The sequence below is a fragment of the Citrobacter sp. C1 genome, from assembly GCF_014596895.2.
GTDB classification, from domain to species: domain Bacteria; phylum Pseudomonadota; class Gammaproteobacteria; order Enterobacterales; family Enterobacteriaceae; genus Citrobacter; species Citrobacter gillenii.
On record NZ_CP115035.1, the window covers coordinates 2,330,908 to 2,354,730 of the forward strand.

Consider the following 23,823-nt stretch of genomic DNA (forward strand, 5'->3'; position numbering starts at 1 on the left):
GGTGAGAGGGTGAATTATCAGGCAGCGACGACGCTATCGATGGCGGCTTTGGCGTCAGACTGTGCTTTGGTCGCCACTTCCGGACCGTACGCGATACCTTCTGCGAACACGAAGTTCACATCGGTGATGCCGATAAAGCCCAGGAAGGTCGACAGATATGGGGTAACCAGGTCAGTCGGCGTATCTTTATGGATACCGCCACGGCTGGTGACAATAACTGCACGTTTACCGGTCACCAGACCTTCCGGCCCTTTCTCGGTGTAACGGAAGGTTACGCCAGCACGCGCAATCAGATCGAAATAGTTTTTCAACTGCGTCGGGATGTTGAAGTTATACATCGGCGCGGCGATCACAATCACGTCATGGGCTTTCAGCTCAGCAATCAGCTCATCAGACAGCGCCAGTGCTTCCTGTTGACGCGGCGTCAGCGGCGTATCGCTCGGGCGCATTGCACCTACCAGTTCGCCGTCCAGTACCGGAACAGGATTTGCCGCCAGGTCACGGATGGTGATGTCGTCAGCAGAGTGCTTTTCACGCCACTGTTCAACAAAATAATCAGACAACTGACCAGACTGAGAGTACCCTGCCAGAATACTGGATTTAAGAACTAATACCTTGCTCATGGGTGTTTCCTTTTATGTGTTTGAAGGGGATGTGCCCCGTTGCTTGTTGACACTTTATTCACAATCCTGCCGCAGTGATAGCGCAATATATCGAATCCTATGTTCGAAATTATTGAACAACACATGAAAAGCGCCGATGTGGTACTCTATACCTATCATCTTAAAGAGATTTAACCCGGCAGAGCACTGCCCTCTAACGCTATGACAGAACAACAAAAAATAACCTTCAACATGCTACAGCAGCAGCTGGAATCACTGATGCTGCGCGACAAACAGCGTTTCTCCCGCCGCCTTCACGGCGTGAAGAAGGTTAAAAATCCTGATGCACAACAGGCCATTTACCAGGAGATGGCAAAAGAGATTGAACAGGCTGCCGGTAAAGTTGTGCTGCGTGAAGCGGCACGACCGGACATTACCTACCCGGAAAACTTGCCTGTTAGCCAGAAAAAACAAGACATCCTGGACGCGGTTCGCGACCATCAGGTGGTGATTGTTGCCGGGGAAACCGGCTCCGGTAAAACCACCCAGTTACCGAAAATCTGTATGGAGCTGGGGCGTGGGGTGAAGGGGCTTATCGGCCATACCCAGCCGCGTCGACTGGCGGCGCGTACCGTAGCTAACCGTATCGCCGAAGAGCTGCAAACTGAGCCGGGCGGCTGCATCGGGTATAAAGTGCGTTTCAGCGACCATGTTAGTGATAACACCATGGTTAAGCTGATGACGGACGGTATCCTGCTGGCGGAGATCCAGCAGGATCGCATGCTGATGCAGTACGACACCATCATCATCGATGAAGCCCACGAACGCAGCCTGAACATCGATTTTCTGCTCGGTTATCTGAAAGAGCTGCTGCCGCGTCGCCCGGATCTGAAAGTCATTATCACCTCGGCGACCATCGACCCTGAGCGTTTTTCAAAGCATTTCAATAACGCGCCAATTATCGAAGTCTCCGGTCGAACGTACCCGGTGGAAGTGCGCTACCGTCCGATTGTTGAAGATGCGGACGACACCGAGCGCGATCAGCTGCAGGCGATTTTTGACGCGGTGGATGAACTGGGACGTGAAAGCCAGGGCGATATTCTGATCTTCATGAGTGGCGAGCGTGAGATCCGCGACACTGCCGATGCGCTGAATAAGCTGGATTTACGCCACACCGAAGTGTTGCCGTTGTATGCACGACTCTCCAACAGCGAGCAGAACCGCGTGTTCCAGTCGCACAGCGGACGCCGTATTGTGCTGGCGACCAACGTGGCGGAAACCTCACTGACCGTGCCGGGGATCAAGTACGTCATTGACCCGGGTACCGCGCGTATCAGCCGCTATAGCTTCCGCACCAAAGTTCAGCGCTTGCCCATTGAACCGGTATCGCAGGCCTCCGCCAACCAGCGTAAAGGCCGCTGCGGACGCGTATCGGAAGGGATCTGTATTCGTTTGTATTCCGAAGACGACTTCCTGTCGCGCCCGGAATTTACCGATCCGGAAATTTTGCGTACCAACCTGGCTTCCGTCATTTTGCAAATGACCGCGCTGGGGCTGGGCGATATCGCCGCGTTCCCGTTCGTGGAAGCGCCGGATAAACGCAATATTCAGGACGGTGTGCGCCTGCTGGAAGAGCTGGGCGCAATCACCACTGATGAACAGCAAACCGCATATAAACTCACGCCGTTGGGCCGCCAGCTCAGTCAGTTGCCGGTGGACCCGCGTCTGGCGCGGATGGTGCTGGAAGCGCAGAAGCATGGCTGCGTGCGTGAGGCGATGATTATTACCTCGGCGCTGTCCATTCAGGATCCGCGTGAGCGTCCGATGGACAAACAGCAGGCGTCTGACGAAAAACACCGTCGATTCCACGACAAAGAGTCCGACTTCCTCGCCTTTGTGAACTTGTGGAACTACCTTGGCGAGCAGCAAAAAGCGCTGTCGTCGAATCAGTTCCGCCGCCAGTGCAAGCTCGATTTCCTCAACTATCTGCGCGTGCGTGAATGGCAGGATGTTTACACCCAGCTACGTCAGGTGGTGAAAGAGTTAGGGATCCCGGTTAACAGCGAGCCTGCTGAGTATCGGGAGATCCACGTCGCGCTGCTGACCGGTTTACTGTCGCATATCGGGATGAAAGATGCCGATAAGCAGGAATTTACCGGCGCGCGTAACGCTCGTTTTTCGATCTTCCCCGGCTCCGGTTTGTTCAAAAAACCGCCGAAGTGGACGATGGTGGCAGAACTGGTGGAAACCAGCCGACTGTGGGGACGTATTGCCGCGCGTATTGACCCTGAGTGGGTGGAGCCGGTTGCCCAGCATTTGATCAAACGCTCGTACAGTGAACCGCACTGGGAGCGCGCGCAGGGTGCGGTGATGGCGACAGAAAAAGTCACCGTCTACGGGCTGCCGATTGTCGCGGCGCGTAAGGTCAACTACAGCCTGATAGACCCTGCGCTGTCACGCGAACTGTTTATCCGTCACGCGCTGGTGGAAGGCGACTGGCAGACCCGGCATGCGTTTTTCCGCGACAACCTGAAGCTGCGGGCGGAAGTGGAAGAGTTAGAACACAAATCACGCCGCCGCGATATCCTGGTCGATGATGAAACGCTGTTTGAATTTTACGACCAGCGCATCAGCCATGATGTGGTTTCTGCCCGCCATTTTGATAGCTGGTGGAAAAAGGTCAGCCGTGAAACGCCGGACCTGCTCAACTTTGAAAAGAGCATGCTCATCAAAGAAGGCGCGGAAAAAATCAGCAAGCTGGATTACCCGAACTTCTGGCATCAGGGCAATCTCAAGCTACGACTGAGCTATCAGTTTGAACCCGGCGCTGACGCCGACGGTGTCACCGTACATATTCCGCTGCCGCTGTTAAACCAGGTCGAAGAGTCCGGGTTTGAATGGCAAATTCCGGGGCTGCGTCGTGAACTGGTGATCGCCTTGATTAAATCGCTGCCGAAGCCGGTGCGACGCAACTTTGTGCCAGCGCCAAACTATGCGGAAGCGTTTTTAGGCCGCGTAACGCCGCTGGAACTGCCGTTGCTGGACTCGCTGGAGCGCGAACTGCGCCGGATGACTGGCGTTACCGTTGACCGCGACGACTGGCACTGGGATCAGGTGCCCGATCACCTGAAAATCACCTTCAGGGTGGTGGATGATAAAAACAAGAAGCTGCAGGAAGGTCGTTCGCTGCAGGCGTTGAAAGAGACGCTGAAAGGCAAAGTGCAGGAAACGCTGTCGGCGGTGGCGGATGACGGTATCGAACAGAGCGGGCTGCACATCTGGAGCTTCGGCCAGTTGCCGGAAAGCTACGAGCAAAAACGCGGTAACTATAAAGTCAAAGCGTGGCCCGCGCTGGTGGATGAACGCGACAGCGTGGCTATCAAATTGTTTGATAATCCGCTGGAACAACAGCAGGCTATGTGGAGCGGGTTACGCCGTCTGCTGCTGCTGAATATTCCGTCGCCCATCAAGTATCTGCACGAGAAGTTGCCGAATAAAGCCAAGCTGGGGCTGTACTTTAACCCGTACGGCAAAGTGCTGGATTTGATTGATGACTGTATCTCCTGTGGTGTGGATCGATTAATCGACGCCAACGGCGGCCCGGTGTGGACAGAAGAGGGCTTTGCGGCGCTGCACGAAAAAGTGCGCGCCGAACTGAACGACACCGTGGTGGAGATTGCCAAACAGGTCGAACAGATCCTGACGGCGGTGTTCAATATTAACAAACGTCTGAAAGGCCGCGTGGACATGACCATGGCGCTGGGGCTTTCGGATATCAAAGCGCAAATGGGCGGACTGGTCTACCGTGGATTCGTCACCGGCAACGGCTTCAAACGCTTGGGTGATACGCTGCGTTATTTGCAGGCTATCGAGAAACGTCTGGAGAAACTGGCCATCGATCCGCACCGCGATCGTGCGCAGATGCTGAAAGTGGACAGCGTGCAGCAGGCCTGGCAGCAGTGGTTCAATAAACTGCCGCCCGCGCGCCGCGAAGATGACGATGTCAAAGAGATCCGCTGGATGATAGAAGAACTGCGCGTCAGCTACTTTGCCCAGCAGCTTGGTACGCCGTATCCGATTTCGGATAAGCGTATCCTGCAGGCGATGGATCAGATTACGGGTTAACGCGTGGTGGGGCTGCAGGCCGGATAAGGCGACGCCGCCATCCGGCGAGATATGATGCAGTGCCTGATGGCGCTGCACTTATCAGGCTTACTGAACCCGGTAAAGAATAAACACCAGGAGTCATGAACATGAGACAGTTTCCGCCACTTTCCGCCACCACCCTTACGGCGATTAACACCGTGGGGCAATGGCTGGCGCAGAATGATTTCGATGAAAATATCACGGTTCAGGCTGATTGCGTGATTCTGGCCGGGAATGCGGTGATCCCGACCATCGACGCGGCCTGTCGGATAGCGAAAGAACAACAGATTCCCTTGCTGATTAGTGGCGGTATCGGTCATTCCACGACCTTCCTGTACGCCGCCATCGCGCAGCACCCACGCTATAACACCCTGCGTACCGCCGGACGCGCAGAAGCGGCGATCCTTGCCGATATCGCGCACCAGTTCTGGCACATTCCCGGTGAGACGATTTGGGTGGAGGACCAATCCACCAACTGTGGGGAGAATGCCCGCTTTAGCTGTGCGTTACTGCGTCAGGCAACCCAGACCATGGAAACCGTGATTGTGGTGCAGGACCCCACCATGCAGCGCCGCACCATGGCGACTTTTGAGCGCGTCACGCGTGACGATCCGCAGGCGCCGCGCTGGTTCAGCTTCCCTGGTTTTGTCCCTGCGTTAACGCTACAGGGCGACGGCGTGGATTTCGCACCAACCGCTGAAGGTCTGTGGTCGGTGGACCGCTACCTGTCTCTTATTACCGGTGAGCTTCCGCGTCTGCGTGATGATGAAACTGGCTATGGACCCCGTGGTCGCGATTTTATTACGCATGTGGATATTCCGCCGACCGTCGAACAAGCAGGGTTACATCTGCAACGCGATGCCGCGCTGATTGACTTCCTGAACAGCCGCTCTCTGTAATCTCTGCTGCCCGTTTGTCGCTTTTTTTGTGCAAACGGGCATTCATCCCGCCGGTTTTTTCTCGTCACCACGGCGTTGCTTGACGCTTTTATGAAGCGGCTCACAGAACCACCATCGCAGTGGCAATGTGTTATGCATGATTGATATTAATTAACAATAGTTTTACTTGTTAAAAACAAATCAATCACAGGAGCAACGCATGTCAGTACCCGTACAACATCCTATGTATATCGATGGGCAGTTTGTGACCTGGCACGATGACGCCTGGATTGATGTCGTCAATCCGGCGACGGAAGAGGTCATTTCCCGTATTCCTGATGGCCGTGCTGAGGATGCGCGCAAAGCGATTGACGCAGCGCATCGCGCCCAGCCTGAGTGGGAGGCGCTGCCCGCCATTGAACGCGCCAGCTGGCTACGCAAGATTTCCGCCGGGATCCGTGAGCGTGCCGGTGAAATTAGCGCGCTTATCGTGGCGGAAGGCGGCAAAATCCAGCAACTGGCGGATGTTGAAGTCGCGTTTACCGCCGACTATATCGATTACATGGCGGAGTGGGCTCGCCGCTATGAAGGTGAGATCCTGCAAAGCGATCGTCCGGGCGAGAACATCCTGCTGTTTAAACGCGCCCTTGGCGTAACCACGGGCATTCTGCCGTGGAACTTCCCGTTTTTCTTGATCGCCCGTAAGCTGGCTCCCGCCTTGCTGACCGGGAATACCATTGTCATTAAGCCAAGCGAGTTTACGCCGAACAACGCTATCGCTTTTGCCAAAATTGTCGATGACATCGGCCTGCCGCGCGGGGTGTTTAACCTGGTGCTCGGACGGGGAGAAACGGTGGGTCAGGAGTTGGCCGGGAACCCGAAAGTGGCGATGGTCAGCATGACCGGCAGCGTAGTGGCCGGTGAGAAAATTATGACAGCGGCGGCGAAAAATATCACCAAAGTGTGCCTGGAGTTGGGCGGTAAAGCCCCGGCTATCGTGATGGATGATGCGGACCTCGAGCTGGCCGTGAAGGCGATTGTCGATTCCCGCGTGATTAATACCGGGCAGGTGTGTAACTGCGCCGAGCGCGTGTATGTCCAGAAGGGGATTTACGATCAGTTTGTTAATCGCCTGGGCGAAGCGATGAAAGCGGTGCAGTTTGGCAATCCTGCGGAACGTAAGGACATTGCGATGGGGCCGTTGATTAACGCCGCGGCGCGGGAGCGTGTGGAGCAGAAAGTTGCGCGTGCGGTGCAGGAAGGGGCCCGCGTGGTGCTGGGGGGCAAAGCGGTTGAGGGGAAAGGATATTACTACCCGCCAACGTTATTGCTGGATGTGCGCCAGGAGATGGCGATTATGCACGAAGAAACCTTTGGCCCGGTGCTGCCAGTGGTGTCATTTGACGCGCTGGATGAGGCGATTGCGATGGCTAACGACAGCGACTACGGTCTGACCTCATCGATTTACACGCAAAACCTGAACACGGCGATGAAGGCGATTAAAGGGCTGAAATTCGGCGAAACCTATATCAACCGTGAAAACTTCGAAGCGATGCAGGGCTTCCACGCAGGCTGGCGCAAGTCCGGTATCGGCGGGGCAGATGGCAAGCACGGTCTGAACGAGTACCTGCAAACGCAAGTGGTTTATCTGCAATCCTGATATTTTTGCCGGGTTGGTTTAGCGACCTACCCGGCATAATCATTACACCTTGCTGGCTATCCAGTTCATCATCATCTCCGGCCAGATGGCCAGCGGCAGTCCTTGCGTATCGCGAATGCCGAACCCGTGCTTGCCCCGTTCAAACAGATGCATTTCAACCGGTACGCCGAGCTTGCGCAGCGCAGTAAACAAGACCAGGCTGTTCTCGACTTTGACCGCCGGATCGTCAATCGCATGCAGCAGGAAGGCGGGCGGCGTGGTGTCATCCGCTCTTTCTTCCAGGGAGTAGTGGTGAATGTCTTGCTCTGCGGGCGCGGCGCCAACCAGCTCAAGACGTGAGCCCGGATGGGCGACACCTTCCCGCAGGCTAATCACCGGATAAACCAGCGCCATGAAAGCAGGGCGAGTGGGCTGTTCATCAATGCTATCCATCGGCGCATACACCGATTCTGCAAAGCGGGTTCCCAGGCTGGCGGCGACGTGCCCCCCGGAGGAAAACCCCAGTACGCCGAGACGGAGCGGATCGATTTTCCACTGCTGTGCGTTGGCGCGAATGTAGCGGATGGCGCGCTGGGCATCGGCCAGCGGTGCGTTTGATGCTTCCTCGTGACCGTCTCCCGGCATGCGATAGGTCATCACAAACAGGGTATAGCCACGCGCGGTAAAGAACGGTGCCAGTGCGCTGCCTTCTTTATCCATTACAACGCGACGATAAGAACCGCCAGGGGTAACCAGGATCCCCACGCCGTTCGGTTTGGCGGGGGCGTAGACGGTAATTTCAGGGGCGCGAATGCCGGTTACCGCGCGGTCGTAGTCTGACGTTCCGGTGTGCCGGGGTTCAGGCGTAAATACCGCATCGCTATTTTTTGCTCCGGGGGCTTCGCCCTGCGGCCATATCGGGTAGGTGGTCGCGTGGGCAACGGCTTGCGCCATCATATTCTCTAATGTTTCACGGCTCAGTGCTTCCATTACGTTGCTCCCTCAGTGGCAAAGGGTAGCTATAACATAATTAATACATTGAAAACGGGGAACGATTCACAACGTCTTGAATTCGCGAGAAATAAAAAGGGGTATACGTTATTCCACCTCATGCCTGGACGCGTGGGCACCTTCCAGCTGTTCCTGTTTGCGAAATGCACTGGGTGACAGACCTACCGCACGATGAAAATCCCGTGAGAAATGCAGCGGATCGTTGTATCCCACCTGAACCGCAATTCGGCTGATACTTTCCTGAGTTTCCACCAGTAAGCGTCGTGCCTGGGACAGACGATAATTCTTCAGCCATTTGAGCGGGCTTTGATTAAACGTCGCCTGGAACAAGCGAAAAAGCTGCGACTTACTCACCTGACAATAATGCATAAATTTTTCGATATCCCACTCATCGTTGTAATGGCTGTGGATTTGGTACAGCAGTTTGCCCAGCCCCCGATGGGTGATCACCTGTGACTGCGCGGCGTCGTGGCTCCGGTTTTCCAGCAGGGTAAAAATCAGCTGGCTGCACAGCATATCGCAGTAAGCGTCGGTCACCAGGGTGTAGCTGTTCATACGAGCAAAAATATGGTGATAAATTTCAACAACTTTTTCTGGATCCGCAAACTGGAATACTGGGCGCTGAGGGACATCCATTATCTGCATGATATTATTCAATTTCGATCCCTCTATTCGCAGCCAGAGGATCTCCCATGGGTCGCCTTTATCGGGGAAATGTTCGTGCGGCCAGCGTACTGGCAGCCAGGCCAGTTGCCCCTGACTCACTGGATATAACCGATCCTCAATACGAATAAAACCCGCACCGCGCAGGCAAAAGATCAACTCATGGCCGACGACCGACTGGCGATGAACGCGGAAATCTGCGGCAGTATCTATATGGCCGGCGCGTAAAATTCGATAGTTAATCAAGGGTGAAAACTCATCGGAGCCACGATACCAGTTGGCAATTATGCGGGTCCGTTGTTTTTGCGTGGGCATGGCTGGCCTTTGGCATTGTGTTTTTGATGCGTCCGTTGTACTCACCATGGTGGCACTTTTTCCCAGCCAGCATGCCTTTTACATGACCAATTTTTGAACTCACTCACATTTCCATTGACATGAAAATTTCATCCATGTTTCAGGGAATCCTGCCCATCACGCTTATCGTCAGCCCCGGCTAAAGTAACGTCATCTTCACTGTGTTCTTACAATTTTTTTACTTACCACACAGGAGCTGTCCATGATTGATTTTAACGACCCGCGTCAGATCGCAAAGGCGATTCAGTACACCAACGTCAACCCGGATTTGACGCGTGAAGGGGTGATTCAACATCTGGAAACCTGCATGCAGTACCAGTTTGATGCCGCCATGATTGCACCTTGCTGGGTGGCTCTTGCAAAAGAGATACTGAAAGGAAGCGGCGTGCGCGTGGCGACGACCGTTAATTTCCCGATGGCTAACGATACGACGGCAATGAAAGTGGCGGTGGTGCGCGAACTGGCGAAGCAGGGCGCGGATGAGTTCGACTTCCCGCCGAACCCTGGCTATTTGCTGGGCGGCCAGGACGATCTCTATTTTGATGAGTTGAAGACCGTGACCCATGTGGCCCATGACCTCGGTATGAAAGTGAAAGCCATGCTGGAGTTTGGATTTATTACCGAAGAGGCATTGAAAATCAAAGCAACACGCTATGCTTTCGAAGCTGGTATTGACTGGGTGAAGCAGTCCAGCGGTTGGGGTAAGGGGGGGTGTGAAGCGACGGTAGAAGATGTCCAGCTTCTCAAAGCCCATATTCAGTTACCGTGTCGGGTAAAAGTATCCGGTAAGGTCAATACCCTGGAAAAAATGAAAACGATGTTCGAAGCCGGGGCGGAACTGGTCGGCACCAGTTCCGGACCTGAACTGGTAAAAGGTCTGACAGGGGATATTAACGCTTATTAACGTATGGCCGTCGCAGCCTGGCTGCGATGGCGCATTGTTATGCCATTGTCAGGTGAAAAGGAGAATGACTGATGAGTATTTTTATCCTTGGTAGCTATGCCAAAGCGCTGGTCATGACGGCTGAACGTATTCCGCTGGCGGGCGAGACATTAATCGGCACCGACTTCCGCCAGACCTGGGGTGGAAAGGGGTCGGATATGGCCGTACAGGCGGCCCGACTCGGAGCCCACGTGGCCTATGCAGGTGTGGTCGGCGACGATACGTTTGGCCATGAATTCGTCGCGTTAATGCGTGAAGAAGGCGTCAATATTGAGGCGCTGACCTTAACGCCCGAGCTGCCCACCGGCGCTGGATTGATCATTAAAGATAATCAGGCCCGTAACGTGATCGTCGTGGATATGGGGGCCAATAAGCTTTTCACTCCGGCGCGGGTGGACGAAGCGCAAGTGCAAATGGCGCAGAGTAAAGTTGTGCTGGCACAACTGGAAATCCCGCTAGAAACCGCACTCTATGGCCTGACACTCGCCAAACAGCTTGGAAAGATTACCATTTTGAATCCGGCGCCCGCCTGTGACCTGCGCGGCGTGAATCTTCGCCATATCGATTACCTGACGCCGAATGAAACCGAAGCGCGCGTTGCGCTAGGACTGGCTCCGGACGATGGGCGCAGTAACCGTGAAATTGCCGATCTGTTGTTGGAAACCGGCTGCAGCCATGTGGTGATGACGCTGGGGGATGCCGGTAGCGCGGTGTTTACCCGTACCGACACCCTGAAAATCCCGTCCTGCAAGGTCGACGTGGTGGACAGTAACGGCGCGGGTGACAGCTTTAACGCCGGGTTGGCAGTCGCCTTAAGCGAAGGTCAACTTATTGATAAAGCCGCATATTTCGCCAATGCCACCGCCGCACTGTGCTGCTGTGACTGGGAAACGGTCCCTTCCTACAAAACACGCAAAGACGTTGAAGATTTTCTCGGTTGTTAATTATAAAAATTCCATTCGGAGAGATAACAATGAGACCTGAACGTATCCTACATCCTCAACTGGCAGCAGCGCTGTCTACCCTGGGCCACACCGATATTATTCTGGTGACCGATGCTGGTTTCCCGATCCCGGCGAACGCTAACCGTATCGATCTTGGTTTTTGGCCAGGTATCCCGGACGTGACGGATATTCTCCGCGTCCTGCGCCAGGAGGTTTTTGTCGAAGATATTCAGTTCGCTCGCGAAGTGCGCGACTGTAATCCGGATCTGTACCGTCAGGTACAGGATATTTATACCGGTTCCGGCGCGGACTTTAGCGAAGCCAGCCATGAAAGACTGTGCAGCGAGATTGCCCACCAAGCCAAAGTGATTATCCGTTCGGGATCGTTTAACCCGTGGGCCAATTTCGCGCTGGTGGCCAGTACTGACCCCTTCGCCTGGTTTTCCGAGGGTTCGAACGTGCAGCCGCTACCCGCCTACGTAACACGCCGTCAGCGGATTAAAGAAAATTACGTACCACAACTTAAATAATGTGGCGGCTGTTGCGTTTCGCAACAGCCTGGTCATTAGCGGATTATTGCAGGCACACGACAAGGCGATATGGGCAATGTTCTCTCCTCATTAAGCCCATATGCTGGTAAGGATTGTGACGATGAAATATCCATTTTATTTGTACTTTAGCTGCTGCACGGCTATTTTTGGCGGGATCATGTTTGGCTTTGATATCGCGATTATTGCCGGTGCTATTCCTTTTATTCAGACTTACTTTAACTGGAATGAACTCCAGCTTGGCTGGGGCGTCAGTTCATTATTAGTTGGCTGTATTATCGGTTCGTTCAGCTCGGGGTATATCACTAATAAATTTGGCCGCAAACGTGTTTTAATTATTTCTGCCATTATCTTTGGTCTTTCCTGTGTGGGCACCGGCATCGCCACGAATGAAACCACATTTATCCTGAACCGCTTGCTGGGTGGGATTAGCGTGGGAGCGATTTCGGTTTTGTCGCCGATGTATGTCGCGGAAATGGCCCCTGCCTCCATGCGTGGGCGGATGACTGCGATATATCAACTGTGCATCATGCTGGGTATTTTACTTTCCTATCTGACCAACTATTTTCTTAAGGATCTGGAAAATAACTGGCGGTTGATGTTTATTTCCGGCGTTGTCCCGGCGGTCGTATTCTTTGTCGGGCTGCTGTTTATCCCAGAGAGCCCACGCTGGCTTACCCTGAAAGGCCAAAAGCAAAAAGCGCTAAATATATTGCAACGTTTTTATTCTGCTGATGAAGCGCAAAGAATGACCGCTGATGTGGAGAAAAACCTCGCGGCCCATCATGCTACTCAGTCCAGCACGCTGTTTCATAAAGACGCGCGCAGCAGCATTATGCTAGGCCTGATTCTGGCTGTGCTGGTGCAGTTGATCGGCTGTAATGCCGCCCTCGATTATGCGCCGAAAATTATGATGGCTGCCGGGTTCTCAATAAGCTCCGCGCTCTATTTCAATATCTTTATGGGCATTATTAACCTGACAGCCACCGTGGTTGGCGTGGTGTTAATTGATCGAGTAGGGCGCCGCCCGCTTTATCTCTATGGCTCGTTGATTATGGGTGTGTCGCTGTTTTTCCTCGGCTTCTCGTTCCATCATGCCTTGCCAGCGGGGGTGACGCTGTTCTTTTTGTTCTCGTATATCGCCTGTTTTTCTGCCTGTATCGGCCCGGTTTTCTGGACGTTGGTTTCGGAGATGTTTCCTAACGCGATCCGCAGCAAAGCGGTGGCGCTGGTCTCCTTTACCCAGTGGATCTTTAATTTCCTGGTGGTCTGGCTGTTTCCTTTTACGCTCGCCACCTTTGGCGGTAACAACACATTCTATTTCTTTGCCGTGATGTGTCTGATCCAACTGATTATCACCAAACGGATGTTGCCGGAAACCAAAGGCAAATCGCTGGAAGAAATTGAACAATTCTGGTTGCAAAAACAGCGGAGTGCTGCACCACAGCGAGAGCGTTCGGTGGTGAAAGGCCGTGCGCTGCACTAAACAACAGCGGCGAGGTGATCCTCGCCGCCAACGCATATCATCATCAACGGGGGCATCATGGATTCGTTAGAACGCTTATTAGAACAGGCGACTCGTCCGGCGTTACCGCAGAGAAAAGATTATAGAATCGGTATTATCGGGGCTGGCTTTATCGTTGAGCACTGCCATCTGGTGGCGTATCAGAAAGCCGGTTTTACGACCTACGGTATCACTTCGCTGGATACCACCCATAGCCAGCGCCTGTCCGACATGTTTACCATCCCGAAAGTGTATGCATCCTGGAAGGAGATGGTGTGTGATCCGCAGATTGAGATTATTGATATCGCTGTACCGCCGCATATTCAGTTAGAGATCGTACGCTTTATCTGCGCTAAAGATTCCCCGGCGAAAAACGTGAAAGCCATTCTTTGTCAGAAACCGCTGGCGATGTCGCTGGAGGCCGGGCGTGAAATCGTGCGGCTGAGTCAACAGAGTGGTATTCCCATCGCAGTGAACTCCAATATGCGCTATGACCCATCAATGCGGGCGCTGAAGTACATTCTCGATAATCAACTCATCGGCACGCCGGTGATTGCCAGTATTGATATGCGCGCTATACCCGACTGGCAGCACTTCCTGCAGCAATACAAAAAGCTCGAGCTGTATGCGATGGCGATTCACCATATCGATGCCTTCCGCTTTTTATTTGGTCATCCGATAAAAGTGACCGCTGTGTGCCGCACTGATCCGCGAACCACCTTTGAACACACCGATGGTATTACGCAATACACCTTCCAGTATGCCAATGGCCTGATCGCGACCAGCCTGGATGATGTCTGGGCCTGGCCGGGGGAACCCTGTGCCAAAAACAACTACATCAACTGGCGTGTGGAAGGTACCGATGGGCTGGCAGAAGGCGATTTCGGCTGGCACCGCCGACCGCCGGAGTATTGCGGCAGCACGTTGAAACTTGCATCGCGCGACTACCCGGATCGCTGGGTGATGCCGCAATGGGAACGTCAGTGGTTCCCGGATGCGTTTATCGGCACTATGGCGAACCTAATGTGCGCTCTGGAGCACGGCGTCGAACCGGACATCAGCGCAAAAGATAACGTAGGCACGCTGGCCTGTATTGAAGCCTGTTACCTCTCAATACAGGAAGAACGAACGGTTTATCTCAATGAAATCCTTCAGGAGAATACAAAATGATTAACGTCGGCATCTTTACCGGTTATTACCCTTACACGCTGGAAGAGACCATTGCGAAGATTAAGCAGGCGGGCATGGGCTGCGTACAGCTCGACCTCGAATTCACTGATATTGATCTCAGCCGTGGACACATTACCAAACAGAAAGCGCACCAGGTGCGTGACGCGTTTCGTCAGGCGAATCTGCCCATTGTTGCCATTTCAGCTTATACCAATCTCGTGCATCCTGATCCGGTAAAACGCGCGGAGAACATCGCAGCGGTAAAAGAGATCCTAGCGCATGCAAGGGATTTTGGTACGCCGTATGTGATCAGCGAAACAGGGACTTATAACGTCGACAGCGACTGGCTATACGATCCCCAAAACAGCACCGAAGAGGCGTATCAGGAATTCAAAAGTATCGCCCGAGAGCTGGCTACCTTTGCCTGGGAGCATGGGGCGGTTTTCCTGGTGGAAAACTACGTCAACAACATCATCGGTTCGGTAAGCCAGGTTGCGCGGTTGATGCGTGATGTTGAACATCCAGGGCTTGGGCTGGCGTTGGATCCCACCAACTATTTCGACGACAAAAACATTGATGCTATTGATGAAACACTACACAGCATCTTCAACGTGCTCGACGGTAAAATTAAAATTGCCCACGCCAAGGACTGCAAAAAAACTGATGTGGTTATTGAGAAATTCGGCGACGGTGCCGCGGAGCATAATAGCTTCCGTGGGGCTGGTTCGGTGGAACTGCCGGCTGCCGGCCTCGGGTCACTCAACTATCTGCTGTATGTGGAACTGCTCGCTAAAAACCATCCGAATATTCCGCTGATTATTGAACATGTGGATGAGTCGGATATTCCGCGCGCCAAAAATTTTGTCGATGACGTACTGATGGTGACCGGGACGTAATGCTTCATCTGCAACCGGTATTCCGCTGTACTGGCGGGGTACCGGCAATCGTTATTTTTTGCGGTTACACGTAATCAACGGAAAAGGATCTAACAAAGTTAATGAATTTTTAACAAAAGCTGGTTATGTTGACGCATTATTGTTTTTACTCAGGAAGTGTTATGGGGAATAAGTATTCTGGCCTGCAAATTGGCATCCACTGGCTGGTTTTTTTATTGGTGATTGTGACCTACTGTGCCATGGAACTCCGCGGATTTTTCCCGCGCAGCTATCGCCCCGGGTTCAACATGGTACACGTGTCCTGCGGCATCACGATTTTAGCGCTGATGGTAACGCGCCTGCTGGTCAGACTTAAATATCCGACGCCGCCGATTGTGCCAAAACCGAAGCCAATGATGACCGGTATGGCGCATCTTGGGCATCTGGTTATTTATCTGTTGTTCATCGTCCTGCCGATAATTGGTCTGGTGATGATGTACAACAGAGGGAATCCGTGGATCGCCTTTGGCATCGTTATGCCACATGCGACAGAAGCCAACTTTGATATTGTGGATATGCTGAAGTCCTGGCATGTGACGCTGGCAAAACTGGGCTATTTTGTCATTGGTCTTCATGCCGCCGCCGCCCTGATGCATCACTATTTTTGGCGGGATAATACCCTGCTACGCATGATGCCGCGCAAGCGTTCGTAATGTCGATAATCAACGCCCCGCATTATGCGGGGCGTGTGTTTTGGGCCACTTATTTTTTGATGCTCTGCACCTGAGGGGACCGTTTTTTCAGACTGACGATCGCCAGCGCCACAACAATCAATACAATCCCGCTCCCTTCAACTACGCCGGGCTCTTCACCCAGCAGCCACCAGGAAAACAGGACCCCGCAAACGGGTACCGCCAATGTGCTTAAACTGGCAATACTGGCTGGTAAATTACGCAGGACAAACAGCCATAAACTCCATGCCAGCGCCGTTGCCAGTATGGCGCTATAGCCTAACGCCCAGAAGACCACCGGCTGCCAGTCAGGGCTGCGCTGAGGGACCAGGAAGGCCACCAGGCTCATCACCAGTGCGGCATACAGCATCTGCCATGAGGTTAGCGCGAGCAGATCGATACTCGAATGACGGGCATACATGCGCTTGGCGACAATGGCGCTCGCCCCCCAACTGATCCCCGACAGGATCGCCAGCAACGCACTTTTCATTGAGGTGAAGTCCATCTGCCACGGCTGTAAAACCAGCAGCAGTCCGGATGCCGCTACCGCAATCGCGGCATACTGTATACGCCGCATGCGTTCGCCCAAAAACATGGCCGCCATAATCACCACCCAGAATGGCATGGTATAGCTCAGGATCGCGACCTTACCAGCCCCGCCGCTGACCAGCGCCCATTGCGACAGCCCAACCATGCCGCAGGTCTGCAACAAAGCAATTGCCAGCGTATAGCGGAAAGGCGTCGGGCGCATCCCTCGGCCTCGAAGCATCAGGACAATAAATAAGACCAGTGCGCCGAAAGTGCAGCGTAGGGCAGTGAAGTCGAACGAGCCGATGTACAGCGTGACCTGTTTCATGGCGATCCAGCTGTAGCTCCAGATGAGCGTCAAGGCGACCAGGCCGCCAATCGCCAGTGGGTTACTTTTCCCTGCAGTGCTCATGGTGTATCCGTTTTAATGATTTTATGGCGCCACTATACCCGGTTTATGACCGCGATACCGTTTATCGAAAAATCATTGTTTTTTATTACCTCCTTTCTAATCAATAGACTACTAATCATGCATGCACTTTTTTATAAACAATATTGATATGTTTAAAATTGTAAAAATATTGTTTTTTTTAACTGCGTCTTTCATCAATTTGTTTCCTATACTTTTTTTGCCGCTAATGAAAGGAGTTCCACCATGCTCAAGACCGTTCCATTTAAGCGGACAGTGTTGGTCAGTATGTTTACACATGCGGGATGGTGAGTATGAACAAGGTACTGCTCATTTTTTTGATGTGTTTTATTAGCGCTCTGGCTTTTCCCTCATTCGCGGCGGAGCCCCGACAGCAGCCATCGGAACAGGAACGTGCGCGGACGGTGTATATCTTTCACCAGCCGATTGTGATGCTGCAGGCAAAATTTGGCTTAACCACGCCAGAAGAGCGGGTGTTGCGCATCCGTAATACGCTGCGTAATTTTACGCAGGCGGACCTGCGTGAACCGCTGAAAATTGTGCCGATAACCCGCTACAACCAGCCGGGAAGGCTGATCGTCATGAACGGCAAACCGCTGCTGCTGCTGGCGCAAGCCGATCTGGATGAAGGCGACGATCTGACCCTCGATCAGGCCGCTCAGCGGGTGCTGGTGCGCATGGAGACCCAGCGGACGGCGTTGCGCGATCAATTCGACGGCGGTTGGCTGGCGCTGTCTGCGGTGAAAACAGCCGCGGGATTGCTGGGGCTGATTCTTTTTTTCTATGGCGCGTACCGTTCATGGCGATGGGTTCGCCGTTATTACCGGCGTCGAATCATTGCCAACAGAAGCTGGCTCCCCCAGCGCTGGCGGCGTTTTACTGGTGCAATCGAGGCACGTTTGTATGCCTTATTGATGATTCTGCTGGGCATCGTCGCGTTGTATGTCTGGCTCAGTTGGGTATTTAGCCTGTTTCCCTGGACGCGTATCTGGGGGACATCTTTGGGTGATTGGTCGATACGGGTGCTGCGTGAAATCGCGCTGTCGATTGCGTCGGCATTACCGGGGCTGATGATTGTCCTGATTATTGTTCTTATCACCGCGTTTATTCTTAAGCTGCTTAAAGTTGTACTTAATCAGGTAGAAGCAGGGCGCTTACAGCTTCCCGGTATTCACCCTGAAACCGTGGGGGCGACACGTAAGCTGATTTCCGTGGTGGTGTGGTTGTTTGCCCTTTCAGCAGCCTATCCCTTCCTTCCAGGCGCCAATTCACTGGCGTTCAAAGGGATTAGCGTGTTCTTTGGTCTGATGCTGACACTCGGGTCGGCAGGGGTAATGAATCATGCCATGAGCGGGCTGGTGCTGATCTACTCCCGCGCCCTGCGTAAAGGTGACGTTATTCGCGTTGCGGATAACGAAGGACTGGTGAGCGAGATAGGCATGCTCGCTACCAAAATCATTACCCGTGAAAATTACGTCGTCACGGTGCCGAACGCGGTGGTGGTCAGCGGCAAAATTACCAATCTCAGCGCACAAAACTCGGGGGGCGGTATCAATCTGACTGTCGGTGTCACCATCGGTTATGACACCCCCTGGCGGCAGGTGCATGCCATGCTGGAACTGGCTGCCAAGCGGGCAAAAGGAATCGATCTATCCCAGCCGCCGCTTGTGCGCCAGTTGGCGTTAATGGACTGGTATGTCTCTTATGAATTGCAGGTCAGGTTATTACCGGGGCAGTCATTGGCTGAGGCGCGCAACGCGTTGTACAGCCATATTCAGGATGTGTTCAACGAATTTAGCGTACAGATCATGTCGCCGAATTTTGTGTTGCAACCCGATGATGCGGTGAGGGTGCCGAAAGAAAACTGGTATGCCGCGCCTGCCATACCGCCGGAAGGAACCGCGCCATGAAAAAAACCTCCCTTTTGCTGCTGATTTTCTGCGGACAAGCGCACGCCGTTGGCCTGATCGATCCTGAAGATGGGATGCTGGATATGAGCCGCTATTTGCAAGAAAACCGGTACGGCTTTTTACCCATCCCTGTGGTGATTACAGAACCTGCCGTGGGCTATGGCGGCGGCGTGTTTGGTTTATTTCTTCATGGAAAAGGCCAGCAGGTTGACGGGCAATTCATTCCCCCAGCCATGACCGCGCTGGGCGGCGGCGCGACGGATAACGGTACCTGGTTTGTGGGGGGCGGCCACCGGCATACCTGGACGGACGATCATATTCGTTACTTTATTGCGGCAGGTTACGCAAATATCGATCTGGATATCTATTCGGGTGACCTCGCGGGTTTCGGCAACAATCGCGCGATTGAAACTGAGACCAAAGGTTATGGCGGGATACAAAAGTTATTGTTTCGTGTCGGTGATTCTCCGGTGTTTTTAGGGGCCTCACAGTTTTGGGCGAAAATGGATATTTCTGCGCGAAACAACCCGGTTATCGATCGCGTCTGGAAACACGTCCTCGGTGACAGCAGCACGTCATCGGGCTTAGGGATTGTCGCAGAATACGATACCACCGATAACTTTTTCTGGCCGGGACACGGTGTGTCGCTCAGCGGTGAATATCAGTTTTACGGTCACTACCTTGGGGGTGATTACCGCTACGATTTACTGACGCTTGATGGCAAATTTTTCCTGCCGCTAAGTCGGGACTGGACGCTTTCTCTGGCAACTAATTATCAAATGCTGTCCCGACATGACCAACATCTCCCACCGATGACGCGTCCTTATATCGCGCTGCGTGGGATCTCCCGTTATCGCTATCAAGGCAATGATGTCAGCACCGTGCAAACACAGCTTGCCTGGCAAATGACGTCGCGCTGGATTGTTCAGGGATTCGTAGGCGCGGGGAGTGCTACCGACAATGCAGGCGATCTTTACTCCAGCACCGAAGTTGGTTGGGGCGCGGGATTCCGCTATTTAATCGCCCGGGAATACGGTCTGCATACCGGCATTGATGTTGCCCTTAGTGATAACGAAGAGGCGGTTTACTTCAATGTGGGCGCTGGCCTGTAACCAATGAAGCGAGACATAAATGAGGATAATAATGAGATGGACTAATACGATGGTGCCGCTTCTGCTGGTTTCTGGTGTGGCGTGTGCCGCGGATACGGAAGAGCGCACCTTTCCCATCTGGGGAGAAGAGGCCAAAGCCCGTGGATACTCGATTCCGTTGCCGTTTGGCGTCAATCTCAGCTATATGAATATGCGCCAGAACATTGACGTCGACAGCATTGGTTTTTCAGGGCTGGCGTTGGGTAACCATGCGATCCCGACCGATATGTTTAATATTGATGCCGGGCATACCCGTGAGCAAAGTAAATCAGAAAACCTGCGTATCGATATGTGGGTGTTTCCGTTTCTCAATATCTACGGGTTAGTGGGACATACGCGCGGTTCATCGGTATCGAACGTTTCCGTCGATGCCGATCCGACACGCTATTCCGGTATTGACAGGGTGATTGCCTCGTCGGTGCATCAGCTTTATCAGAGTGGTGAATTGCAGGATATCGATTTTACTCTCGACTTCAAAGGCACGACCTGGGGAACCGGGATCACGCTGGCGGGCGGATATGAAAATTGGTTTGCGCTAGTGGACACCAACTACACCCGTACTGATTTCGACATTCTGGATGGCAAAATTTCGGCGCTAACGGTGTCACCTCGGGTGGGATACCGTTTTCGTTTCCAGGGGCCCGTCGGAGAGTCTCACCTTAGCGTCTGGCTGGGGAGTATGTACCAGAATGTTCAGCAGGAGTTCCGGGGCAGTCTTTCCGACTTGCATATGCCCGCTGCACTGCAACCGCTCATTGACACCGTGAACCAGAATAATGAAGGGCGGTTTGATGTTAAACAGAAGCTAACATCACCCTGGAATATGCTGATTGGTACCCAGTTTGAAATGACGCCGCAATTTAATGTTCTCACAGAATTCGGTTTCAATGAGCGTAACAGTTTCTTCGTGGCGGGAGAGTACCGTTTCTGATGAGACCCCATCGCATCATGCTGACATTGTCACTGACGCTGACCGCCTGGCCTTCGGCGGCAGTAGCGCTGGATCAAAAATCAGTAGATAAACTGCTTTCCGGCCTGGGGGCCGATAACCACTATGATCCGCAGAAGGGCGTTAACTGGAGCGTGTTGCCGGGCCCGTTTTATACCCCTGAACTCAGGCTGGGTCTGGGGATGGCCGTGGCGGGAATTTATCGGGTCGATCCCAATGATAAAACCACCCAGAACTCGTCGCTGTCTTTTACCGGCTATGTCAGTAGCAGCGGTGCACTAGGGATTGGGTTAAGCAGTTACACCTTTTTTACTGACGATCGTTGGCGACTGTTTGTTGACGGTTCGGTGAACAGAGTGCCGACTGGTTTCTGGGGCATTGGCTACGATGCGGCGCAGGGCAATGAGCAGGAGTACACCAATAACGCCATCCGCGTGCATCCGATTATTATGCGGGAGGTCGTTAAAAATCTTTATCTTGGCGCCGGTTGGGACTTTTCAACGTTGCACGCGACTATTGATGATCCCCGCGCGGATGACACCTTTACACGCTATGACGCGCAGTCCTCCTCACTTGCATCGGGTGCCAGCATCAGCCTGAATTACGATTCTCGCGATGCGATCACTCGCCCGCAACGAGGACAGTTCTTTAAAGTGGAATACACCTGGTTCGATCCATCGGTAGGGTCTGACACCCATTTCAACGCAACCGAGTGGCAATACGATTACTACCACTTACTGAATGAAAAAACGGTACTGGCCTTTGATCTCTGGGGCCGTTTTACGCGAGGGGATGTTCCCTGGGATCGGTTGTCGATGGCTGGCGACGATCGGCGGATGCGTGGCTATTATCAGGGCCGCTACCGGGACAACGATGTTGTCAGTGGGCAGGTAGAGTACCGACGAAAGCTGAACTGGCGACACGGATATGTATTGTGGCTGGGTGCCGGGACGCTGGGAAAAAACATCAGCGCGCTGGACGATCATCCGTTGTTACCCACGGCAGGCGTGGGATATCGGTTTGAAGTGAAGCCCGCGATGAACGTGCGTCTGGATCTGGGGTTTGGTAAAGAAAGTGCCGGTTTTTATTTTCAGGTTGCGGAGGCTTTCTGAATGCGTAAAGGGTTAATGTTTTTGTGGTTGGTGGCGGGTTTGGCCTGTGCAGAAGGGGACCTGTTTCCGATAAAGCACGCGCGCCAGGTTTACCCGGTCGTCAGTCAGCTTTCGCCGCCGGAGTCGTTACGTCCTTGCTGTGCGTTTGGCTATGATCTTCACGTCCGTGCGATTGGGGTCCCGATTCCGGTTTACCAGATTGGCAACGTCCTGACCCTGGATACGCTGGGTAGCCATCATTATAACGATAGTGCGCTGGGTGCCGTGAAGAATATTGTCGGGCTCAGCGCAGAAAAAAGCGGTCTTATTTATACCCATCGCGGTGGGTTTATTGATATCGCCCATGTTCGCGATACGGCGGATAATACGTTCTATATTTTCTCGCGTATTCTTCCCAAGCTGGGTCAGCGCTGGCGTTATTTCTACAGTGAAGAGTTGGGCGTTCGCCGAGTGCAGCTCCTGGCATTTACGCCGCCGTCTTCACTGTCCCAGCGCTATACCCTGGCGGCCTGGCTGGCAGGCCATCTGGCGTTTCAGTTGGCACAGTGGCACGAAATTGCACAATGGTACGGTTTTCAGTCTGTTCCCGGATTTTCCGAAGAGATATCTGCATTTTCACCGGAAGATTTATATTCAAATCTTTTGGGGGCACGGCTTGCCATCAACGTGATTTTGCAAGGAAAAGCAGAAACTATCGATGCTTATAACGCCGCGATGGACGGTGAACTGCGCCATGCGCTATTGCAGCTCGGGGTGGTCACCGGAACCGAAACCGAAAGAAAGTTTCGTGAGTTGGACGGTGACTGGTGGAATAGCAAACGCAGGGTGCCTGATAAATTTCTGGTGCTGAAGCGTAACTATAATCTCGACCACAATCGCTTACCGACCCCGGTCTCTTACGAAAAAACGGCACCTTATATGCTCACAATGCCCGCCGTGGTGTTGGGGTATCAGTTGTCTCGTCTGGGGGAATTGCAAATATATCCGGGGACGTCGATGGAATCACTTCCTTTACCAAAAGTATTTTACGGTCCGGCTCAATTCCAGCCGTTGGCAAACCAGGCAGAAGAGGCGGATAAAACACAACGTGAACGGTTTCAGAAATAGTTAAATTCAGCGCAGCGGTGGTGTGGGTTGGCTGAAAAAACGTCAACATTTGGGCCTCCCGAAATAATTTACAAAACCGATATTTTTAACCGCAATCCATACTTACACGTGAGGTGGTTAAGCAATAAACAGCGCCCGTCTTCCCATCACTTGATTGCATGCCTCACTACAACTACTGTATATAAAAACAGTATGTGAGGGATGCGTCATGATGTTGTACAGACCTTCAGAACCGCGCGAGGCGATCGCGCTACCCCTTTTCAGTGATGTTGTCGCGTGCGGGTTCCCCAGCCCGGCACAGGACTACGTGGAGCAGCGTATTGATCTGAATGCCTTGTTGATCAAGCACCCCAGCGCGACCTACTTTGTGAAAGCGGCGGGCGATTCGATGGTTGATGCCGGGATCAATGAGGGCGATCTGTTGATTGTTGACAGCGCCAGAACCGCCGCTCACGGGGATATTGTGATTGCCGCGGTGGACGGTGAGTTTACAGTAAAATGTCTCCAGCTCAGACCTACCGTGCAGCTTAATCCGATGAACCGCGCCTGGTCACCGATTCGGATCAGCAGTGAAGATACGCTCGATATCTTTGGTGTTGTGACTTTTATCGTCAAATCGACGGGGTGA

At 53.2% G+C, this 23,823-nt stretch carries 20 protein-coding genes; 16 read left to right on the plus strand and 4 right to left on the minus strand.

Going from position 1 to position 23,823, the window contains the following annotated elements:
* Window positions 1-17 precede the first annotated feature (17 nt).
* Window positions 18-623, minus strand: a complete 606-nt coding sequence (gene azoR, locus IB214_RS11295) for an FMN-dependent NADH-azoreductase (RefSeq protein WP_115258370.1) — start codon at window positions 621-623, stop codon at window positions 18-20.
* Between the two features lie 201 nt (window positions 624-824).
* On the opposite strand from azoR, the gene hrpA reads away from it, so the two are divergent.
* The 3 genes from hrpA to aldA all read left to right on the plus strand — a co-directional run bounded on the left by hrpA (window position 825) and on the right by aldA (window position 7,286).
* Window positions 825-4,727 carry an ATP-dependent RNA helicase HrpA gene (gene hrpA / locus IB214_RS11300; RefSeq protein ID WP_117342856.1) on the plus strand — a complete coding sequence of 1,301 codons (3,903 nt, stop codon included), beginning with the start codon at window positions 825-827 and terminating at the stop codon, window positions 4,725-4,727.
* Between the two features lie 122 nt (window positions 4,728-4,849).
* A complete protein-coding gene (locus IB214_RS11305; RefSeq protein WP_164496615.1) occupies window positions 4,850-5,647 on the plus strand; it encodes a YdcF family protein in 798 nt (265 codons plus the stop codon).
* 199 nt (window positions 5,648-5,846) lie between these two features.
* A complete protein-coding gene (gene aldA / locus IB214_RS11310; RefSeq protein ID WP_115258373.1) occupies window positions 5,847-7,286 on the plus strand; it encodes an aldehyde dehydrogenase in 1,440 nt (479 codons plus the stop codon).
* Between the two features lie 42 nt (window positions 7,287-7,328).
* Here aldA and IB214_RS11315 read toward each other — a convergent pair whose 3' ends face one another.
* Together IB214_RS11315 and IB214_RS11320 are read right to left on the minus strand one after the other, a co-directional pair.
* Window positions 7,329-8,255: an alpha/beta hydrolase gene (locus tag IB214_RS11315; RefSeq protein WP_115258374.1), complete on the minus strand. Its 927-nt coding sequence runs from the start codon at window positions 8,253-8,255 to the stop codon at window positions 7,329-7,331.
* Between the two features lie 108 nt (window positions 8,256-8,363).
* Window positions 8,364-9,254: an AraC family transcriptional regulator gene (locus IB214_RS11320; RefSeq protein ID WP_161959026.1), complete on the minus strand. Its 891-nt coding sequence runs from the start codon at window positions 9,252-9,254 to the stop codon at window positions 8,364-8,366.
* A gap of 241 nt (window positions 9,255-9,495) precedes the next feature.
* Here IB214_RS11320 and deoC point away from each other — a divergent pair, with 241 nt between their 5' ends.
* From deoC to cybB, 7 genes are all read left to right on the plus strand, one after another.
* Window positions 9,496-10,197 (plus strand): deoxyribose-phosphate aldolase, encoded by a 702-nt coding sequence (gene deoC, locus IB214_RS11325; protein WP_115258376.1) that lies wholly within the window; start codon window positions 9,496-9,498, stop codon window positions 10,195-10,197.
* A gap of 71 nt (window positions 10,198-10,268) precedes the next feature.
* Window positions 10,269-11,180, plus strand: a complete 912-nt coding sequence (locus tag IB214_RS11330; RefSeq protein WP_161959025.1) for a ribokinase — start codon at window positions 10,269-10,271, stop codon at window positions 11,178-11,180.
* 29 nt (window positions 11,181-11,209) lie between these two features.
* Complete coding sequence (gene rbsD, locus IB214_RS11335; RefSeq protein ID WP_115258378.1) at window positions 11,210-11,710, plus strand: D-ribose pyranase; 501 nt, start codon at window positions 11,210-11,212, stop codon at window positions 11,708-11,710.
* 121 nt (window positions 11,711-11,831) lie between these two features.
* Window positions 11,832-13,214: a sugar porter family MFS transporter gene (locus IB214_RS11340; RefSeq protein ID WP_161959024.1), complete on the plus strand. Its 1,383-nt coding sequence runs from the start codon at window positions 11,832-11,834 to the stop codon at window positions 13,212-13,214.
* Window positions 13,215-13,271: 57 nt separating this feature from the next.
* Window positions 13,272-14,402 carry a Gfo/Idh/MocA family oxidoreductase gene (locus IB214_RS11345; RefSeq protein WP_117342852.1) on the plus strand — a complete coding sequence of 377 codons (1,131 nt, stop codon included), beginning with the start codon at window positions 13,272-13,274 and terminating at the stop codon, window positions 14,400-14,402.
* Window positions 14,399-15,298 (plus strand): sugar phosphate isomerase/epimerase, encoded by a 900-nt coding sequence (locus IB214_RS11350; protein WP_115258382.1) that lies wholly within the window; start codon window positions 14,399-14,401, stop codon window positions 15,296-15,298. The genes IB214_RS11345 and IB214_RS11350 overlap by 4 nt, the downstream gene beginning before the upstream one ends.
* Before the next feature lie 161 nt (window positions 15,299-15,459).
* The gene (gene cybB, locus IB214_RS11355) at window positions 15,460-15,990 is read left to right on the plus strand and encodes a cytochrome b561 (RefSeq protein WP_115258383.1); all 531 of its coding nucleotides are present in this window, start codon (window positions 15,460-15,462) and stop codon (window positions 15,988-15,990) included.
* Window positions 15,991-16,039: 49 nt separating this feature from the next.
* Here the strand turns inward: cybB and IB214_RS11360 are convergent, their stop codons facing one another.
* Window positions 16,040-16,948 (minus strand): DMT family transporter, encoded by a 909-nt coding sequence (locus tag IB214_RS11360; protein ID WP_117342851.1) that lies wholly within the window; start codon window positions 16,946-16,948, stop codon window positions 16,040-16,042.
* A gap of 311 nt (window positions 16,949-17,259) precedes the next feature.
* Between IB214_RS11360 and IB214_RS11365 the strand changes: the two genes are divergently transcribed.
* The 6 genes from IB214_RS11365 to IB214_RS11390 all read left to right on the plus strand — a co-directional run bounded on the left by IB214_RS11365 (window position 17,260) and on the right by IB214_RS11390 (window position 23,823).
* Window positions 17,260-18,876 (plus strand): mechanosensitive ion channel domain-containing protein, encoded by a 1,617-nt coding sequence (locus IB214_RS11365; RefSeq protein WP_117342850.1) that lies wholly within the window; start codon window positions 17,260-17,262, stop codon window positions 18,874-18,876.
* Window positions 18,873-19,988, plus strand: coding sequence for a BamA/TamA family outer membrane protein (locus tag IB214_RS11370; RefSeq protein ID WP_164496614.1), 1,116 nt, complete (start codon window positions 18,873-18,875; stop codon window positions 19,986-19,988). The genes IB214_RS11365 and IB214_RS11370 overlap by 4 nt, the downstream gene beginning before the upstream one ends.
* A 31-nt stretch (window positions 19,989-20,019) precedes the next feature.
* Window positions 20,020-20,958, plus strand: coding sequence for a porin family protein (locus IB214_RS11375; RefSeq protein WP_161959023.1), 939 nt, complete (start codon window positions 20,020-20,022; stop codon window positions 20,956-20,958).
* Window positions 20,958-22,088: a BamA/TamA family outer membrane protein gene (locus tag IB214_RS11380; RefSeq protein ID WP_117342849.1), complete on the plus strand. Its 1,131-nt coding sequence runs from the start codon at window positions 20,958-20,960 to the stop codon at window positions 22,086-22,088. The genes IB214_RS11375 and IB214_RS11380 overlap by 1 nt, the downstream gene beginning before the upstream one ends.
* Window positions 22,089-23,195 carry a DUF4056 domain-containing protein gene (locus tag IB214_RS11385; RefSeq protein ID WP_117342848.1) on the plus strand — a complete coding sequence of 369 codons (1,107 nt, stop codon included), beginning with the start codon at window positions 22,089-22,091 and terminating at the stop codon, window positions 23,193-23,195.
* 208 nt (window positions 23,196-23,403) lie between these two features.
* Window positions 23,404-23,823, plus strand: coding sequence for a translesion error-prone DNA polymerase V autoproteolytic subunit (locus IB214_RS11390; RefSeq protein ID WP_117342847.1), 420 nt, complete (start codon window positions 23,404-23,406; stop codon window positions 23,821-23,823).

What these genes read in the sequence shown, in the direction of transcription:
- azoR (WP_115258370.1), bottom strand. Translation starts at nt 623, where the DNA reads ATGAGCAAGGTATTAGTTCTTAAATCCAGTATTCTGGCAGGGTACTCT.
- hrpA (WP_117342856.1), top strand. Translation starts at nt 825, where the DNA reads ATGACAGAACAACAAAAAATAACCTTCAACATGCTACAGCAGCAGCTG.
- IB214_RS11305 (WP_164496615.1), top strand. Translation starts at nt 4,850, where the DNA reads ATGAACATGAGACAGTTTCCGCCACTTTCCGCCACCACCCTTACGGCG.
- aldA (WP_115258373.1), top strand. Translation starts at nt 5,847, where the DNA reads ATGTCAGTACCCGTACAACATCCTATGTATATCGATGGGCAGTTTGTG.
- IB214_RS11315 (WP_115258374.1), bottom strand. Translation starts at nt 8,255, where the DNA reads ATGGAAGCACTGAGCCGTGAAACATTAGAGAATATGATGGCGCAAGCC.
- IB214_RS11320 (WP_161959026.1), bottom strand. Translation starts at nt 9,254, where the DNA reads ATGCCCACGCAAAAACAACGGACCCGCATAATTGCCAACTGGTATCGT.
- deoC (WP_115258376.1), top strand. Translation starts at nt 9,496, where the DNA reads ATGATTGATTTTAACGACCCGCGTCAGATCGCAAAGGCGATTCAGTAC.
- IB214_RS11330 (WP_161959025.1), top strand. Translation starts at nt 10,269, where the DNA reads ATGAGTATTTTTATCCTTGGTAGCTATGCCAAAGCGCTGGTCATGACG.
- rbsD (WP_115258378.1), top strand. Translation starts at nt 11,210, where the DNA reads ATGAGACCTGAACGTATCCTACATCCTCAACTGGCAGCAGCGCTGTCT.
- IB214_RS11340 (WP_161959024.1), top strand. Translation starts at nt 11,832, where the DNA reads ATGAAATATCCATTTTATTTGTACTTTAGCTGCTGCACGGCTATTTTT.
- IB214_RS11345 (WP_117342852.1), top strand. Translation starts at nt 13,272, where the DNA reads ATGGATTCGTTAGAACGCTTATTAGAACAGGCGACTCGTCCGGCGTTA.
- IB214_RS11350 (WP_115258382.1), top strand. Translation starts at nt 14,399, where the DNA reads ATGATTAACGTCGGCATCTTTACCGGTTATTACCCTTACACGCTGGAA.
- cybB (WP_115258383.1), top strand. Translation starts at nt 15,460, where the DNA reads ATGGGGAATAAGTATTCTGGCCTGCAAATTGGCATCCACTGGCTGGTT.
- IB214_RS11360 (WP_117342851.1), bottom strand. Translation starts at nt 16,948, where the DNA reads ATGAGCACTGCAGGGAAAAGTAACCCACTGGCGATTGGCGGCCTGGTC.
- IB214_RS11365 (WP_117342850.1), top strand. Translation starts at nt 17,260, where the DNA reads ATGAACAAGGTACTGCTCATTTTTTTGATGTGTTTTATTAGCGCTCTG.
- IB214_RS11370 (WP_164496614.1), top strand. Translation starts at nt 18,873, where the DNA reads ATGAAAAAAACCTCCCTTTTGCTGCTGATTTTCTGCGGACAAGCGCAC.
- IB214_RS11375 (WP_161959023.1), top strand. Translation starts at nt 20,020, where the DNA reads ATGAGATGGACTAATACGATGGTGCCGCTTCTGCTGGTTTCTGGTGTG.
- IB214_RS11380 (WP_117342849.1), top strand. Translation starts at nt 20,958, where the DNA reads ATGAGACCCCATCGCATCATGCTGACATTGTCACTGACGCTGACCGCC.
- IB214_RS11385 (WP_117342848.1), top strand. Translation starts at nt 22,089, where the DNA reads ATGCGTAAAGGGTTAATGTTTTTGTGGTTGGTGGCGGGTTTGGCCTGT.
- IB214_RS11390 (WP_117342847.1), top strand. Translation starts at nt 23,404, where the DNA reads ATGATGTTGTACAGACCTTCAGAACCGCGCGAGGCGATCGCGCTACCC.